Here is a 14,110-nt window from a genome sequence, read left to right on the forward strand (position 1 = left end):
GTTTACGCGGACAATAGGGCGCGTGACGATCCCTCAGTCTTTCATTCAGGAACTGCTCACCCGTGTGGACGTGGTGGACATCGTGGGGCGCTACGTCCAGCTGAAAAAAGGCGGCGCCAACTTCATGGGACTGTGCCCGTTTCACGGGGAAAAGTCGCCGTCTTTCAGCGTCAGCCCCGCCAAGCAGTTCTATCACTGCTTTGGCTGCGGCAAGAACGGCAACGCCATCAGCTTTCTGATGGATCACGCGGGCATGGGGTTTGTCGAGGCCGTGCAGGACCTGGCCCAGAGCGTGGGCCTGCAGGTGCCCGACGACGACATCTCCCCGCAAGAAAAGGAACGTGCCGCCGCCGCGCGCCAAAAGCAGGCCACGTTGAACGAGGTGCTGGAAAAAGCCGCCGACGCCTACCGCCGCCACCTGCGCGAATCGCAGCGCGCCATTGGCTACTTCAAGGGCCGGGGCGTATCGGGCGCGGTGGCCAAGCGCTACGGCCTGGGCTACGCACCCGAGGGCTGGCGCAGCCTGGCCAGCGTGTTCCCGAGCTACGACGACCCGCTGCTGGAGGAAAGCGGTCTGGTCATCGTCAACGACGAAGATGGCGGCAAGCGCTACGACCGGTTCCGCGACCGGGTGATGTTCCCCATCCGCAACGTCAAAGGTGAATACATCGGCTTTGGCGGCCGGGTGCTGGGCGACGACAAGCCCAAGTACCTCAACTCCCCCGAAACCCCGGTGTTCCACAAGGGGCGCGAGCTGTACGGCCTGTTCGAGGCCCGCACGCCCATCCGCGAGGCCGGATATGCGCTGGTCACCGAGGGCTACATGGACGTGGTGGCGCTGGCGCAGTTGGGCTTTCCGAACGCGGTGGCCACGCTGGGCACGGCATGTACGCCCGAGCACGTGCAAAAGCTGCTGCGGTTTACCGACGCGGTGGTGTTCAGCTTTGACGGCGACAGCGCCGGACGGCGTGCGGCCCGCAAGGCGCTGGACGGCGCCCTGCCCCATGCGACCGACACGCGCAGCATCAAGTTTCTGTTCCTCCCCGCCGAGCACGACCCGGACAGTTTCATCCGCGAGCACGGTACGGATGCGTTCGCGCGCCATGTCGAGCAAGCGACGCCGCTGAGCCGGTTTCTGGTGGAAGCGGCCAGCGAAGGATGCGACCTGGCCACCGCCGAGGGCCGCGCCCACATGGCCAGTAACGCACGCCCACTGTGGACGGCGCTGCCCGATGGCGTGCTCAAGCGCCAGCTGCTGGGCGAGCTGGCCGAACTGACCCAGCTCAATGCCCGCGACCTGTCGGACCTGTGGGGCCAGGCCGCCGCCCGCGACGGCGTGCGCGCCGCGCACCACGCGCCCCCGCAGCGCCAACAGCCCCGCCCCACGGCAGATGACGCCCCCAGCTGGGACGCCCCGCCCGACGCCGATGGCTGGCAGCCCCACACCGAATCGGCGGGCCCGGCCTATGACCCCGGATACGGCAGCTACAGCCACCAGGGCGGTTACGGGGGCCAAAACGGTCACAGTGGCCCAAGCGGCTATGGCGGCAGCAAGCCGCCATTCCGCAAGGGGGGCGACTGGAAAAGCGGCGGCGGCTGGAAAAAGCGCGACAAGGACGCCCCCTGGCCGCCCCAGCCCCGCCTGCCCCGCACGCCGGCCATGAGCCGCGCCGACCACGCCGCGCGGTTGCTGCTGTCGCACATGGCGTTTCTGGAAGAGCTGACGCACGACGACCACACCATACTGGCGGCCCAGCCGGGCGCCCATGGGCCGCTGTTCGCGTGGCTGGAGGCGCAGTTCCACGAACACGGCCCCCTGGCCTGGGCCGTGCTGCGCGAGAGCCTGCGCGACCACGAGTGCGAAGAGCTGGCCGTGAAGGTGATGACCGGCTCGCACGCGCAGACCGAGGGCGAACTGCACGAATTGCGGCTGGAGCTGCGCGACCTGCTCACCCGCATGCAGATCGAAGACATCAAGGAGCAGCAAAAAGTGCTGGTGCTGCAGGTGGCCCAAGACCCGTCTGCCCTGGAGCGCTACCGGGCGCTGGCAGAAAAGCGCAAGGAGCTGGAGCAAATAGCGCCAAAAACCACTTGAATCGGGTGCGGGCGGTATAATATAAGGTTAGTTATTGGCAAGAGCGACAGCAGCACCTCCGAGCCGGGCCACCGTGACAAACGCGCACCTATGCGCTGATGGGCCCACTTATCGCAAGGACTGCACACCAAATGATCGCCCAGACATCTTGCCGCTGAGGGCTCCCCCTCAAGCGCAAAGCCCCTGTTGCTTTGCGTTGCCACCCGCGCCGGGATCTGAGGCGCTTGCGTTTTCTTTGTGTCCGTTTTTGATTCTGAGGTTGCTCCATGCCCGCTCAAAAGTCCGCGAAGTCGCCCAAGTCTGCCTCAGGCACTGCCGCAAAGGCTGTCTCCAAAACCGCGGCCAAAGCGCCGGCCAAGGCGGCCCCCAAAAAGGCCGCTGCCGCTGCGCCCGCCCCGGTCGCCAAGAAAGTGAAAACTGTGCCCGTGAAAAGTACCGCCGAGCTGATCAAAGCTGCCGATGAGTTGCTGAAGAAAAAACCTGCCCGCGCCAAGGCCGTCGCCGCAGCTGCGGACGACGAAGAAGCGCCCAAGAAAAAGCCTGGCCGCCCCGCCAAGGCCGCTGGTGCCGCCGAAGCCAAAGCCCCCGCCAAGCGCGGCCGCAAGCCCAAGGCAGCCGCCGGTGGCGATGAGAGCGTGGACGACACCGACCTGTCGGACATCGAAGCCGACCTCGAAGGCGAGATCGAAGAGACCCCTGAGGCCGCCGCCACGGTCGAGAAGGTCAAGCCCCTGCGCATGAAGATCAGCAAGGCCAAGGAACGCGCCTTGATGAAGGAATTCGGCCTGGACGAAACCGTCCTGTCCGAAGAAGACATGCAAAAGCGCCGCCAGCGCCTGAAGGCCCTGATCAAGCTGGGCAAGACACGCGGCTACCTCACGCACGTGGAAATCAACGACCACTTGCCCGACAAGCTGGTCGATGCCGAAACCCTCGAAGCCGTCATCACTACGCTGAACGACCTGGGCGTGGCGGTGTACGAGCAGACGCCTGACGCCGAAGCGCTGATCATCACGGACAACGCTCCCGCAGGTGCCACCGAAGAAGAAGCCGAAGAAGCTGCCGAAGCCGCGCTGTCCACCGTGGACTCGGAATTCGGCCGCACCACCGACCCGGTCCGCATGTACATGCGCGAAATGGGCACGGTGGAGCTGCTGACCCGCGAAGGCGAAATCGAAATCGCCAAGCGCATCGAAGGCGGTCTGATGGCCATGATGGAAGCGATCAGCGCATCGCCTGCCACCATCGCCGAGATCCTCAACATGGGTGAGGAAATCCGCGAAGGCAAGGTCGTCATCTCGACCATCGTGGACGGCTTCTCCAACCCCAATGAGGCCGACGACTATGTGGCCGAAGAAGACTTCGACGAATTCGACGAAGCCGACGACGACGACGGCAAGGGCGGCAGCAAGGCGCTGACCAAGAAGCTCGAAGAACTCAAGAAGCAGGCGCTGGAGCGCTTTGACAAGCTGCGCGAGCTGTTTGAAAAAGTGCACAAGGTGTACGACAAGGAAGGCTACGGTACGCCTGCCTACATCAAGGCCCAGCAGGCCTTGTCGGCCGAGCTGATGACCATCCGCTTCACCGCCAAGACCATCGAGAAGCTCTGCGACATGGTGCGCGGCCAGGTGGACGATGTGCGCAAGAAGGAACGCGAGCTGCGCCGCATCATCGTGGACAAGTGCGGCATGCCCCAGGAGACGTTCATCAAGGACTTCCCGCCCAACCTGCTGAACCTGCAGTGGGTCGAGAAGCAGGCCGCCGCTGGCAAGCCCTGGTCGGCCGTGATGGCGCGCAACATCCCGCCCATCCAGGATCTGCAGCAAAAGCTGATCGACCTGCAGTCGCGCGTCGTGGTGCCACTGGCCGAGCTCAAAGGCATCAACAAGCGCATGAACGAAGGTGAAGCCACGTCGCGCGATGCCAAGAAGGAAATGATCGAGGCCAACCTGCGCCTCGTGATCTCGATTGCCAAGAAGTACACCAACCGTGGCCTGCAGTTCCTTGACTTGATCCAGGAAGGCAACATCGGCCTGATGAAGGCGGTGGACAAGTTCGAATACCGCCGGGGCTACAAGTTCTCGACGTATGCCACCTGGTGGATTCGCCAGGCCATCACCCGCTCGATCGCCGACCAGGCGCGCACCATCCGTATTCCGGTGCACATGATCGAGACGATCAACAAGATGAACCGCATCAGCCGCCAGCACTTGCAAGAGTTTGGTTTCGAGCCCGATGCGTCCATCCTGGCGGCCAAGATGGAGATCCCCGAGGACAAGATCCGCAAGATCATGAAGATCGCCAAAGAGCCGATCTCCATGGAAACGCCGATCGGCGACGACGACGACAGCCACCTGGGCGACTTCATCGAGGACGGTGCCAACACCGCCCCCATCGAAGCCGCCATGCAGGCCGGCTTGCGCGACGTGGTCAAGGACATTCTCGACGGCCTCACGCCGCGCGAAGCCAAGGTGCTGCGCATGCGCTTCGGTATCGAGATGACCAGCGACCACACCCTGGAAGAAGTGGGCAAGCAGTTCGACGTGACCCGCGAGCGCATCCGCCAAATAGAAGCCAAGGCGCTGCGCAAGCTCAAGCACCCCAGCCGCTCGGACAAGCTGCGCAGCTTCATCGACTCGCTGTAAGCGCCGTAAGCCTCGCAACCCAGCCTCTACTGGCTCCAACGCCCTGCCCCGCACCTGCGGCGCAGGGCGTTTTTCATGGTGCACAGATCCGCTCGACCGCTCTGGAGGGCGCCCCAAACCCCGCGTTTACCCTGATGCCAACGACAGCAGACTGACAGCTTGGCTGGCGACCATTGCGCGCAGCCCAGGTGGTGGTGTGCAGATCCCTTCCCTGCGCATGCCCCACCGGCTGACGGCGTTGCCTCGGCGTGGCAACGCGCAAACGACACACTCAGGGCGCTCCTGCAGTGGCGTGAATATCTGATTCCCTACGCCCTTCCTGCCTCCCGACTTGTCAAAGGACTTTCCATGTCTGCAGCCATCGACCGCCGCCGGGCCATCGCCCAATCCGTCGCTACCGCCCTGGCCTGGACCACGCTTGGCCCTTCCGCCTGGGCGCAGAGCGCTGCCGGGGCAGCCCGCCCTGCCCCCGCAGCCGCCAAGGCAGCCAAGCTGGCGGGCACCGTGCGCATCGTGATCCCGGCCAATGCCGGTGGCGGCTGGGACCAGACAGGCCGCGCCCTGGGCGCCGCCATGGTCGCTGCGGGCGCTGCGGACCAGGTGGAGTACGAAAACATCGGTGGCAAGGGCGGGACCATTGGTCTGGCCAAGTACGCCGAAAAGTACAGCAACGACCCCAACACGCTGCTGATGGGCGGCATGGTGATGGTGGGCGCCGTGGCGCTGCAAAAGCCTGCGGTGGACATGACCCACATTCAGCCCCTGGCGCGACTCACCAGCGACTACCTGGTGGCGGCCGTCGCCGCCAATTCGCCCATCAAGACCACGAAGGACCTGGCCGATGCAATGCGTGCCGACCTCAAGGCCGTGCCGATTGCCGGTGGCTCGGCCGGTGGCGTGGACCACATCTACGCGGGCGTGCTGGCGCGTGCGGCCAAGGCCAACCCCGAAGGCCTGGTCTACAAGCCCTTCCCCGGTGGTGCCGAGGTGGTCGAGGCCGTGCTGTCGGGCAACGCGGCGCTGGGCCTGTCGGGCTACAGCGAGTTCAACGATGCGATTGCCAGCGGCAAGCTGCGCGCGGTGGGCGTGTCGTCGCGCCGCAGCGTCTTTGGCCTGCCTTCTTTCCGCGAACAAGGGCTGGACGCCGTGATGGCGAACTGGCGGGGCGTGTTCACCGGCAAGGGCGTGCCCGCCGCGCGCGCGGCAGAGATGCTGGCCGCTGTCGAGGCCGCCACCCACCACGAATCCTGGCTGCGCACGCTCAAGCAGAACCGGTGGGAACCCTCTTGGCTCACCGGCAAGGATTTGGCAGAGTTCATGGAACTGGACCTCACCACCGCCCGCGTGATGGTCTATTTGCTCAAGCTGAAGGCCTGATCTCACCGCCAGGCCCTCCGGGCCCGCTGCAGAACCTTTGGAGCCTCTGATGAAAATGTCCCACTACTCCATCGGCGCACGCATGGCCACGGCCCTGGGCCTGGTGCTGGCCCTGCTGCTAGGGGCCGCGCTGTTCGGCATCGCCGCCCTGTACCGAACGCTGGGCACCTACGACACCACGGTGCAGCAGCGCGTGGCGCAGGAGCGCGCCGTGAGCCGCATGGAAAGCGAGTTCAAGACCCAGGTGCTGGAGTGGAAGAACACCCTGCTGCGGGGCGAAGACTCGCGCAAGCGCGAGCTGCACTGGAACGCGTTCCAGGCCAGTGAAAAGCGGGTAGCCGATGCCGCCAAGGCGCTGGAGCCCCAGCTGACCGACGCGCAGGAAAAGGCCGCGCTGCAAAAGTTCACCCAGGCCCACGCGCAGATGGCGCAGGGCTACCGCAAAGGCTTTGAAGTGTTCCAGTCGCTCGGCTTTGTGCCGTCGGCCGGCGATGCGGACGTGGCCGACATCGACCAAGGCCCCGCCAAGCTGCTCACCGAGCTGAGCCAGCAGGTGGCCGCCAGCAGCGCGGCCATCGCCCAGGAGGCCGCGCAAGACGCACGGCGCGCACTGTTCAGCAGTCTGGTCGCCCTTGCACTGGTCACGGCGCTGGGGGCCTGCGCGGGCTGGCTGCTGACGCGGTCGGTGGTGCGCCCGTTGGGTGTGGCGGTGTCGGTGGCGCACAAGGTGGCGGCGGGCGACCTGACCACCCACATCGAGGTCGAGGGCAAGGATGAGCCTGCGCGCCTGCTGGAGGCCCTGCGCGCCATGCAGGACAACCTCGAAAACGTGGTCTCCGGTGTGCGCAGCAATGCCGAAGGCGTGGCCAGCGCCAGCGCTGAAATCGCCCAGGGCAACGCCGACCTGAGCCATCGCACCGAAGAGCAGGCCTCGTCGCTGGACGAGACCACCTCGTCCATGCAGCAGCTGCAGTCCACCGTGCAGCAGAACGCCTCCAACGCCCAGCGCGCGAACGAACTGGCGCGCAATGGGGCCACCGTGGCGCAGCGGGGGGGCGATGTGGTCACGCAGATGGTGGAGGTGGTGCAGGGCATCCAGGACAGCTCGCGCCGCATTGCCGACATCATTGGCGTCATCGACGGCATCGCGTTCCAGACCAACATCCTCGCGCTCAACGCCGCCGTCGAAGCCGCACGCGCGGGCGAACAAGGCCGGGGCTTTGCCGTGGTGGCCAGCGAGGTGCGCAACCTCGCCACCCGCAGCGCCAGCGCCGCGCGCGAGATCAAGCAGCTCATCCAGACCAGTGTGGAGCGCGTGCAGGCCGGCTCTGACCTGGCGCGCAATGCAGGCACCACCATGGCCGAGGTGGTGTCGTCCATCCAGGGCGTGAGCGCGCTGATGGAAGAGATCAGCCAGGCCAGCGCTGCGCAGACCAGCGACATGCTGCGCGTGACGCAGGCCATCGTGCGCATGGACGAGGCGACGCAGCAGAACGCCGCCCTGGTCGAAGAAAGCGCCGCCGCCGCAGGCAGCCTGAGCGGGCAAGCGCAGCAACTGGTGCAGGCCGTGGAGGTGTTCCGCCTGCGCCACGCCCACCCTGTACTGCCCGCGCCGCGCGCCTGATGCGGGGCCGCAAGGCAGTTGCCCCTCACGCGGCTCTGCGATGGCGCCGCAACCCTGGGGGCGCAGGGCCTCGGCACCCATGCAATTGCTATCAATACAATAGCTACTCAGGCATATTGCACTAGCGCATGCGCCTCAAAACCCTCAAAACCGGCCCGACGCCCTGCAAAAACACGCCGCAGGCGGCCTCTCTCTGCACTGCGTCAGTCGATCTTCACGTTGGCGTTCTTCACCACCTGCGCCATGCGCGCTGCTTCGCTGCGGAAGAAGGCGGCGGCCGGCTCGGGCGGCGTGAGCTTGATCTCGTAGCCCTGCGCAATCAGCGCGTCGCGCGCCTCGGGCATCTCCATGGCGGCCTTGAAGCCGTTGTACAGCCGCGCCAGCTCGGCCTTGGGCAAGCCTGCGGGCGCCACCGGGGCAATCCACCCGTCCAGCTCATAGCCCGGCAGCCCTTGCTCGGCGATGGTGGGCACGCCGGGCAATGCCGCCACGCGGGTGGCCGTGGTCACGCCCAGGGCGCGCAATGCGCCCGCCTTGATGTGCGCGGCCGCCGGTGCCACCGCCACCACACCCAGCTGCACCTGCCCGCCGAGGATGTCGTTCATCAGCGGGCCCATGCCGCGGTAGGGGATGTGCTTGATGTCCAGCTTGGCTTGGTCCACGAACATGGCCCCGCCCAGGTGCAGGATGGTGCCGTTGCCCGACGAGCCGTAGTTGAGCACGCCGGGTTTGGACTTGGCCTGCGCGATCAGCTCCTGCACCGTCTTGGCAGACACCGCAGGGTGCGCCACCAGCACAAACGGCGTGGCGCCCAGGATGGTGATGGGTGTGATGTCGGCCAGCGAGTCGAACGGGATGTTCTTGTACACGCTGGGATTGACCACGTGGTTGTTGGACACCACGCCGATCACCGAGCCGTCCTTGGGCGCGCGCACGATCTGCGTGGTGCCGGTGATGCCGCCCGCGCCCGGCAGGTTCTCGATGACGATGGGCTGGCCCAGTGCCTTGGCCAGGCTGGTGCTGATGGCGCGGATGGCGCCGTCAGCCCCCGAGCCCGCCGACAGCGGCAGGATCACGCGCAGCGGCTTGCCGTCGCCCTGGGCACGGGCCACGCGCGGCAGGCCCCAGGCCGCAGCCGCCAGCGCGGCTGCGCCGGTGGCCAGGGCCTGGCGACGCGTGGGCAGGCCGTACGGGGCAGGCGCGATGCGATGAATGTCAAAAGCAGGGGTGGGCTGGGGCACGGTTGTCTCCGGTAGTGGGGTTGGAATCCGGGGCCTGCGGTCTGCGCCGCGTGAGGAGCACCGGTCGTCAAGGAAAAATCAGGCAATGGCCCCGCTGGCCTGCAGTGCGGCCACTTCATCGGCGGTGTAGCCCAGGCCCTGCAGCAGCTCGGCCGTGTGCTGGCCCAGGCGCGGCGGGTCGCAGCGCACATCCAGACGCTGGCCATCCATGCGCAACGGCATCAGCGTGATCTGCGCGGTCTGCCCGGCGCGCTCGCCGTCGGGCAGCGTGATGTCGGCGAGGCCACCGGTGGCCTGCAGGTGCGGGTCGTCAAACAGTTCTTCGGGACGGCGGATGGGCGCAAACGGCAGGCCGTGGCGCTCAAAGATGGCCGCCAGTTCGTCGGCCGTGTGCTGCGCCAGGCGCTCGCGCAGCACAGGCATCAGCGTGGGGCGGGCGCGCACGCGGTCGTTGTTGGTGGCCAGGCCGGTATCGGCCTTCAGGTCGGCGTAGCCCATGGCGTCGCAGAAGGTCTGCCACTGCGCATCGCTCACGGCGGCCAAAAAGATCTGCCCGCCGTCCTTCACGCTGAACACGTCGTACACGGCCCAGGACGAGATGCGGTCGGGCATGGGCGCGGCCGGTTTGCCCGTGACGGCGTACTGCATCATGTGCTGGCCGACCAGGAACACGTTGTTCTCGAACAGCGCCGAGTCCACCTCCTGCCCCCGCCCGGTGATGCCGCGCTGCATCAGCGCCGCCATCGCGCCAATCGCGCCAAACATGCCGCCCATGATGTCGTTCACGCTGCTGCCCGCGCGCAGCGGGTCGCCGGGGCGTCCGGTCATGTAGGCCAGGCCGCCCATCATCTGCACCACCTCGTCGAGCGCCGTGCGGTGCTCGTACGGGCCGGGCAAAAAGCCCGTGTGGTTGACGTAGATAAGGCGCGGGTTGACCTGGCTCAGCGCGGCGTAGTCCAGGCCGTATTTCGTCATCACACCGGGCTTGAAGTTCTGCGCCACCACGTCGGCCGATGCGGCCAGCTTGCGCGCCACCGCCAAGCCCTCGGGGCTGCGCAGGTCGAGCGCAATGCTCTTCTTGTTGCGGTTGAACATGGGGAAGAAACCGGCGCCTGCGCCCAGCAGGTGGCGCGTGCGGTCGCCATCCACGGGCTCGACCTTGATGACCTCGGCCCCCAGGTCGGCCAGCACCATGCCGCAGGTGGGGCCCATGACCATGTGGGTGAACTCCACCACGCGCAGGCCTTCCAGCGGCAGGCGGGGGGACGAGGGGGTGGCGGATGTGTCGTGCATGTTCAGAGCATTCAGAAAAGGTTTCAGGCCGTTGTGGCTTCGCACAGCGCGGCGGGTGCGGCATTCTGCGGCAGCCCGGCCTGCCACAGCGTGCCATGCAGGGTCTCGCCCGCCAACCATCCGGCCACACGCTGGCGCAGTTCGAGCAGCGCGGCCACGTCGATGCCCGTGGCAACGCCCATGCGCTCCAGCATGAACACCAGGTCTTCGGTGGTGACATTGCCGCTGGCGCCCGGCGCGTGCGGGCAGCCGCCGATACCCGCCAGACAGGCGTCAAAGCGGGTGATGCCTGCCTGCCAGGCGGCATACACATTGGCCAGACCCATGCCGCGCGTGTCGTGGAAGTGCGCGCAGGCCAGGCGGTCGCCCACCAGGGCCCGGGCTTTTTCAAACAAACGGGCGACCGAGGCCGGGTCGGCAAAACCCACGGTGTCGGCCAGGCTTACGTGGTCGGCGCCTGCGTCGAGCAGCGCCTGCATCAGGCGCAGCACTTCGCTCTCGGCCACCTCGCCCTGCAGGGTGCAGCCAAAGGCCGTGCCCACGCCACCTTCGATCAAGGTGCAGCGGCCGCTGCTGTCGCGCAGCGCACGGATGCGCGCCACCTCGGCCACCACCTCGTCGGGCGTCTTGCGCAGGTTGGCCAGGCTGTGGGCGTGGCTGGCAGACAAAGGCACCACCATCAGGTCGGCACCACAGTCCAGAGCGCGCTCGGCGCCCTTGAAATTGGGCACCAGCACCGAGGCCACCAGGCCGGGCAGCGCTTTGGCATGGGCCAGCACCTCGGCCGTGTCGGCCAGCTGGGGCAACAGACGGGCGGGCACGAAGGAGCCCACCTCGATCTCGCGCTGGCCGGCGGCGTAGGCTGCGTTGAGCCATTCGATCTTGTGCGCGGTGGACACCACCGTGGCAATGCTTTGCAGGCCGTCGCGCAGACCCACTTCGCGGACGATGGCGCGGGCCACCAGGGGCTGCAGGTCGGACGGGATCGGGGAGGTGTGCACGGGATGTCTCTTTGGGGTGGGTCTGGGCAAGATTCTAAAAATTCCCGAATGAATCAGAAAATACATCTCGGAAGCCATAACATTCCCAAACGGAACATCACAACACTTGGAGGTTTGCCATGCGCGACCTGGACTTGCAGACCCTGCGCCTGTTTGCCGCCGTGTGCGAGCAGCGCAGCATTGCGCGCGTGGCCGAGCAGGAGTCCATCGTGGGTTCGGCCATCAGCAAGCGGCTGGCGCAGCTGGAAGACACCGTGGGCACGCCGCTGCTGCTGCGCAAGCGCCGGGGCGTGGTGCCCACCCCGGCGGGCGAAACGCTGCTGGAGCACGCCCGCACCATGCTGGCCAGCGTGGGGCAGATCGAGCGCGACATGGCGGCCTACGCCACCGGCACGCGCGGCCATGTGCGCATGCTGGTCACGGCCTCGGTCATGGCCGAGTCGCTGGCCGACGACGTGGCGGCCTTCTTGCAAGACCCCGCACACCGCAATATCCAGATCAGCCTGGAAGAACGCGTGAGCCCGGACGTGGTGCAAGGCGTGCGCGACGGCAGCGCGTCCATCGGCATCTGCTGGGACGCAGCCGACCTGTCGGGCCTGGAAACCAGCGCCTACCGCAGCGACCACCTGGCCGTGGTGGCGCACGAGTCGCACCCCGTGGCCCAGCTGCAAAGCGTACGCTTTGCCGATGTGCTGGAGCATGAATTCGTCAGCATGCCCGCGCTGAGCGCAGTGCAGGTGCTGCTGGCGCGCGCCGCTGCCGTGGAAGGGAAAATGCTGGCCCACCGCGTGCTGGTGTCCAACTTTGACGCCGCCCTGCGGGTGGTGCGCGCCAACCTCGCCATCAGCGTGGTGCCGCGCGAAGTGGCCCAGCCGTTTGCCCAGCTGGCGCCGGTGCGCATCGTGCCTTTGAGTGACCCCTGGGCCCAGCGGCGCTTCGCCATCTGCTACCGCAGCGCCCAGTGGCTGCCCCCTGCGGCCCAGTTGCTGGTGGGGCATCTGGCGGGGCTGGGGCGTGCCTGACCAGGGCCAAAAACCGTGGCCCTGTCGCAACAGTTTGATACGCAACATTGTATTTTTCGCCACTAGCGCATGTGTGCTGTGCGTTCTGAGCTACTAAACTTGTAGCAAAATGGGTTCCGCGCTATAGTCTCAGCGCATCAGCGGGCCCGGTTGACGGCCGCCCGCACTGAATCCAGATCCAACACTTGCGCGAGGAGAAGCGTCCATGAGCTCCAAAGAAAATGCTTCCATCAACCAGCTTTTCGAGAAACTTGAATGCCGCTATGCGCTGCGCGTGCTGTGGGCCCTGAAGGACGGCCACCCCCAGACGTTCCGCCTGCTGCAGGACAGCGTGGGTGGCATCACCCCCAACACGCTGAACACCCGCATCAAAGAGCTGCGCGAAGCCGGTTTTGTGGACCATGGCAGCGACGGCTACACCGTCACCCCCTCGGGCGCTGACCTGCTCAAGCGCCTGTCGGACGTGCAGGCCTTTGCCACCCGCTGGGTCGCAGGCCGCGCCAAGAAGGCCTGAGCCCTCTCCCCCTCCCCCGTTTGCCCTGCCCCGCAGGGAATAGCCCCGCCGGACCTCCGCGCGGGGCTTTCGTTAAAATGGGGGTCAAAATAGCTTCAAGCGCAATCAATACATGCGCCTGAAGCTATATTTTTAATAGCAACCAAGGAATTCCCATGGCACTGACCACCACCGCATCCGGCCTGCAATACGAAGACACCACCGTGGGCGAAGGCGCCGAAGCCACCAAGGGCCAGAACGTGTCGGTGCACTACACAGGCTGGCTGTACAACAACGGCGAACAAGGCGCCAAGTTCGACTCCAGCCGCGACCGCAACGACCCCTTTGAATTTGCACTGGGCGCCGGCATGGTCATCAAGGGCTGGGACGAAGGCGTGCAAGGCATGAAGATCGGCGGCCAGCGCACGCTGATCATCCCTGCCGCCCTGGGCTACGGCGCCCGTGGTGCGGGTGGCGTGATCCCCCCGAACGCCACGCTCAAATTCGACGTGGAACTGCTGAAGGTGGGCCGCTGATCTCAGCCCTCTCCCGGTCTGCATCGGCAAAACCAAAGCGGCCCTCGGGCCGCTTTTTTCATGCTCGCCTGTCTGGCGAACGGTCTGCGGAGTTTGATTCCCCACGCTCCTATCCAGCCAGAACGCGCCAAAATCCCAGAGCCTCAATCAAACAGCGCCTTGTCCAGCCGCTCGAACTTGGCGTCACCCACCGCCTCGCGGATCTTGGGGGCCAGGGCGGCCAGGTCTTCAAAGCTGCCAGCACCTTCTACCGCCAGATTCAAGCGAAATCCACGCAGCCCCAGGCCTGCCGTCAGCTCGGTGGCGATGGGATAGGCCGCCTTGTAGCGTTCCATGGGAGAGCGTCCCGAGCCCTCAACCGGCGACGCCACCGTGCCCAGATCGGTGGCGGGAGCCTCTGCCAACGCAGGGGCGGCGGGGCCGGCCACCGGGCTTGCCGCTGCCGTAGGCATCTGCCCACCCACCGGTGCCAGCAGCCCCTGAGCGATCATGGCCTGCACGTCGTCCTGCGTGATGCCCATGGCCGCCGTGGCCGCCAAAATCTCCCCCGTGGTGCGCTTGCCGTCAAAGAGAATGAAGGCCGAGCGCTGGCGTGAACTCAGGCTGCCGTGGCGGTCCTTGAGTGCTTCCTGGCCTGCGGGGGTTTTGACGAGAACCATGAGTCTCCTAGTTGTGAGCAAGGGTGGGGAAGGCCGCAAGGCTATCACCCACAAACCAGAATCCCATGTTTTGGCACCTCTGCAAATCGGGGTTTACACATAACCCCCGCGCCGTGCCCACCCC

The 14,110-nt window shown here is 66.3% G+C and carries 11 protein-coding genes; 7 read left to right on the forward strand and 4 right to left on the reverse strand.

Features of this window, described 5'->3' with window-relative positions:
- Positions 1-22 precede the first annotated feature (22 nt).
- From dnaG to DNK89_RS05210, 4 genes are all read left to right on the forward strand, one after another.
- Entirely contained in the window at positions 23-2,095 is a 2,073-nt protein-coding gene (gene dnaG / locus DNK89_RS05195) for a DNA primase (protein WP_110959238.1), read from the forward strand.
- Positions 2,096-2,361: 266 nt separating this feature from the next.
- Positions 2,362-4,740: an RNA polymerase sigma factor RpoD gene (gene rpoD, locus DNK89_RS05200; RefSeq protein ID WP_015013388.1), complete on the forward strand. Its 2,379-nt coding sequence runs from the start codon at positions 2,362-2,364 to the stop codon at positions 4,738-4,740.
- Between the two features lie 348 nt (positions 4,741-5,088).
- Complete coding sequence (locus DNK89_RS05205) at positions 5,089-6,117, forward strand: tripartite tricarboxylate transporter substrate binding protein (RefSeq protein ID WP_110959239.1); 1,029 nt, start codon at positions 5,089-5,091, stop codon at positions 6,115-6,117.
- A gap of 49 nt (positions 6,118-6,166) precedes the next feature.
- Entirely contained in the window at positions 6,167-7,741 is a 1,575-nt protein-coding gene (locus DNK89_RS05210; protein WP_110959240.1) for a methyl-accepting chemotaxis protein, read from the forward strand.
- Between the two features lie 203 nt (positions 7,742-7,944).
- Here the strand turns inward: DNK89_RS05210 and DNK89_RS05215 are convergent, their stop codons facing one another.
- The 3 genes from DNK89_RS05215 to DNK89_RS05225 all read right to left on the reverse strand — a co-directional run bounded on the left by DNK89_RS05215 (position 7,945) and on the right by DNK89_RS05225 (position 11,276).
- Complete coding sequence (locus DNK89_RS05215; protein ID WP_238990707.1) at positions 7,945-8,982, reverse strand: tripartite tricarboxylate transporter substrate binding protein; 1,038 nt, start codon at positions 8,980-8,982, stop codon at positions 7,945-7,947.
- A 78-nt stretch (positions 8,983-9,060) separates the two neighbouring features.
- Complete coding sequence (locus DNK89_RS05220; protein ID WP_060983772.1) at positions 9,061-10,275, reverse strand: CaiB/BaiF CoA-transferase family protein; 1,215 nt, start codon at positions 10,273-10,275, stop codon at positions 9,061-9,063.
- A 23-nt stretch (positions 10,276-10,298) separates the two neighbouring features.
- A complete protein-coding gene (locus tag DNK89_RS05225; RefSeq protein ID WP_203422206.1) occupies positions 10,299-11,276 on the reverse strand; it encodes a hydroxymethylglutaryl-CoA lyase in 978 nt (325 codons plus the stop codon).
- Between the two features lie 119 nt (positions 11,277-11,395).
- Here DNK89_RS05225 and DNK89_RS05230 point away from each other — a divergent pair, with 119 nt between their 5' ends.
- From DNK89_RS05230 to DNK89_RS05240, 3 genes are all read left to right on the forward strand, one after another.
- The gene (locus DNK89_RS05230) at positions 11,396-12,298 is read left to right on the forward strand and encodes a LysR family transcriptional regulator (protein ID WP_110959241.1); all 903 of its coding nucleotides are present in this window, start codon (positions 11,396-11,398) and stop codon (positions 12,296-12,298) included.
- Between the two features lie 205 nt (positions 12,299-12,503).
- Positions 12,504-12,812 carry a helix-turn-helix domain-containing protein gene (locus tag DNK89_RS05235; protein ID WP_015013381.1) on the forward strand — a complete coding sequence of 103 codons (309 nt, stop codon included), beginning with the start codon at positions 12,504-12,506 and terminating at the stop codon, positions 12,810-12,812.
- Positions 12,813-12,967: 155 nt separating this feature from the next.
- A complete protein-coding gene (locus tag DNK89_RS05240; RefSeq protein WP_056061897.1) occupies positions 12,968-13,327 on the forward strand; it encodes an FKBP-type peptidyl-prolyl cis-trans isomerase in 360 nt (119 codons plus the stop codon).
- Positions 13,328-13,470: 143 nt separating this feature from the next.
- Here DNK89_RS05240 and DNK89_RS05245 read toward each other — a convergent pair whose 3' ends face one another.
- Positions 13,471-13,986 carry a hypothetical protein gene (locus DNK89_RS05245; protein WP_110959242.1) on the reverse strand — a complete coding sequence of 172 codons (516 nt, stop codon included), beginning with the start codon at positions 13,984-13,986 and terminating at the stop codon, positions 13,471-13,473.
- Positions 13,987-14,110: the final 124 nt, after the last annotated feature.

This window comes from Acidovorax sp. ST3 (assembly GCF_003231145.1).
Taxonomy (GTDB): domain Bacteria; phylum Pseudomonadota; class Gammaproteobacteria; order Burkholderiales; family Burkholderiaceae_C; genus Acidovorax.

Excerpts from the sequence above, each read along its gene's own strand:
- rpoD (WP_015013388.1), top strand. The coding sequence starts at position 2,362 with ATGCCCGCTCAAAAGTCCGCGAAGTCGCCCAAGTCTGCCTCAGGCACT.
- DNK89_RS05205 (WP_110959239.1), top strand. The coding sequence starts at position 5,089 with ATGTCTGCAGCCATCGACCGCCGCCGGGCCATCGCCCAATCCGTCGCT.
- DNK89_RS05210 (WP_110959240.1), top strand. The coding sequence starts at position 6,167 with ATGAAAATGTCCCACTACTCCATCGGCGCACGCATGGCCACGGCCCTG.
- DNK89_RS05220 (WP_060983772.1), bottom strand. The coding sequence starts at position 10,275 with ATGCACGACACATCCGCCACCCCCTCGTCCCCCCGCCTGCCGCTGGAA.
- DNK89_RS05230 (WP_110959241.1), top strand. The coding sequence starts at position 11,396 with ATGCGCGACCTGGACTTGCAGACCCTGCGCCTGTTTGCCGCCGTGTGC.
- DNK89_RS05235 (WP_015013381.1), top strand. The coding sequence starts at position 12,504 with ATGAGCTCCAAAGAAAATGCTTCCATCAACCAGCTTTTCGAGAAACTT.
- DNK89_RS05240 (WP_056061897.1), top strand. The coding sequence starts at position 12,968 with ATGGCACTGACCACCACCGCATCCGGCCTGCAATACGAAGACACCACC.
- DNK89_RS05245 (WP_110959242.1), bottom strand. The coding sequence starts at position 13,986 with ATGGTTCTCGTCAAAACCCCCGCAGGCCAGGAAGCACTCAAGGACCGC.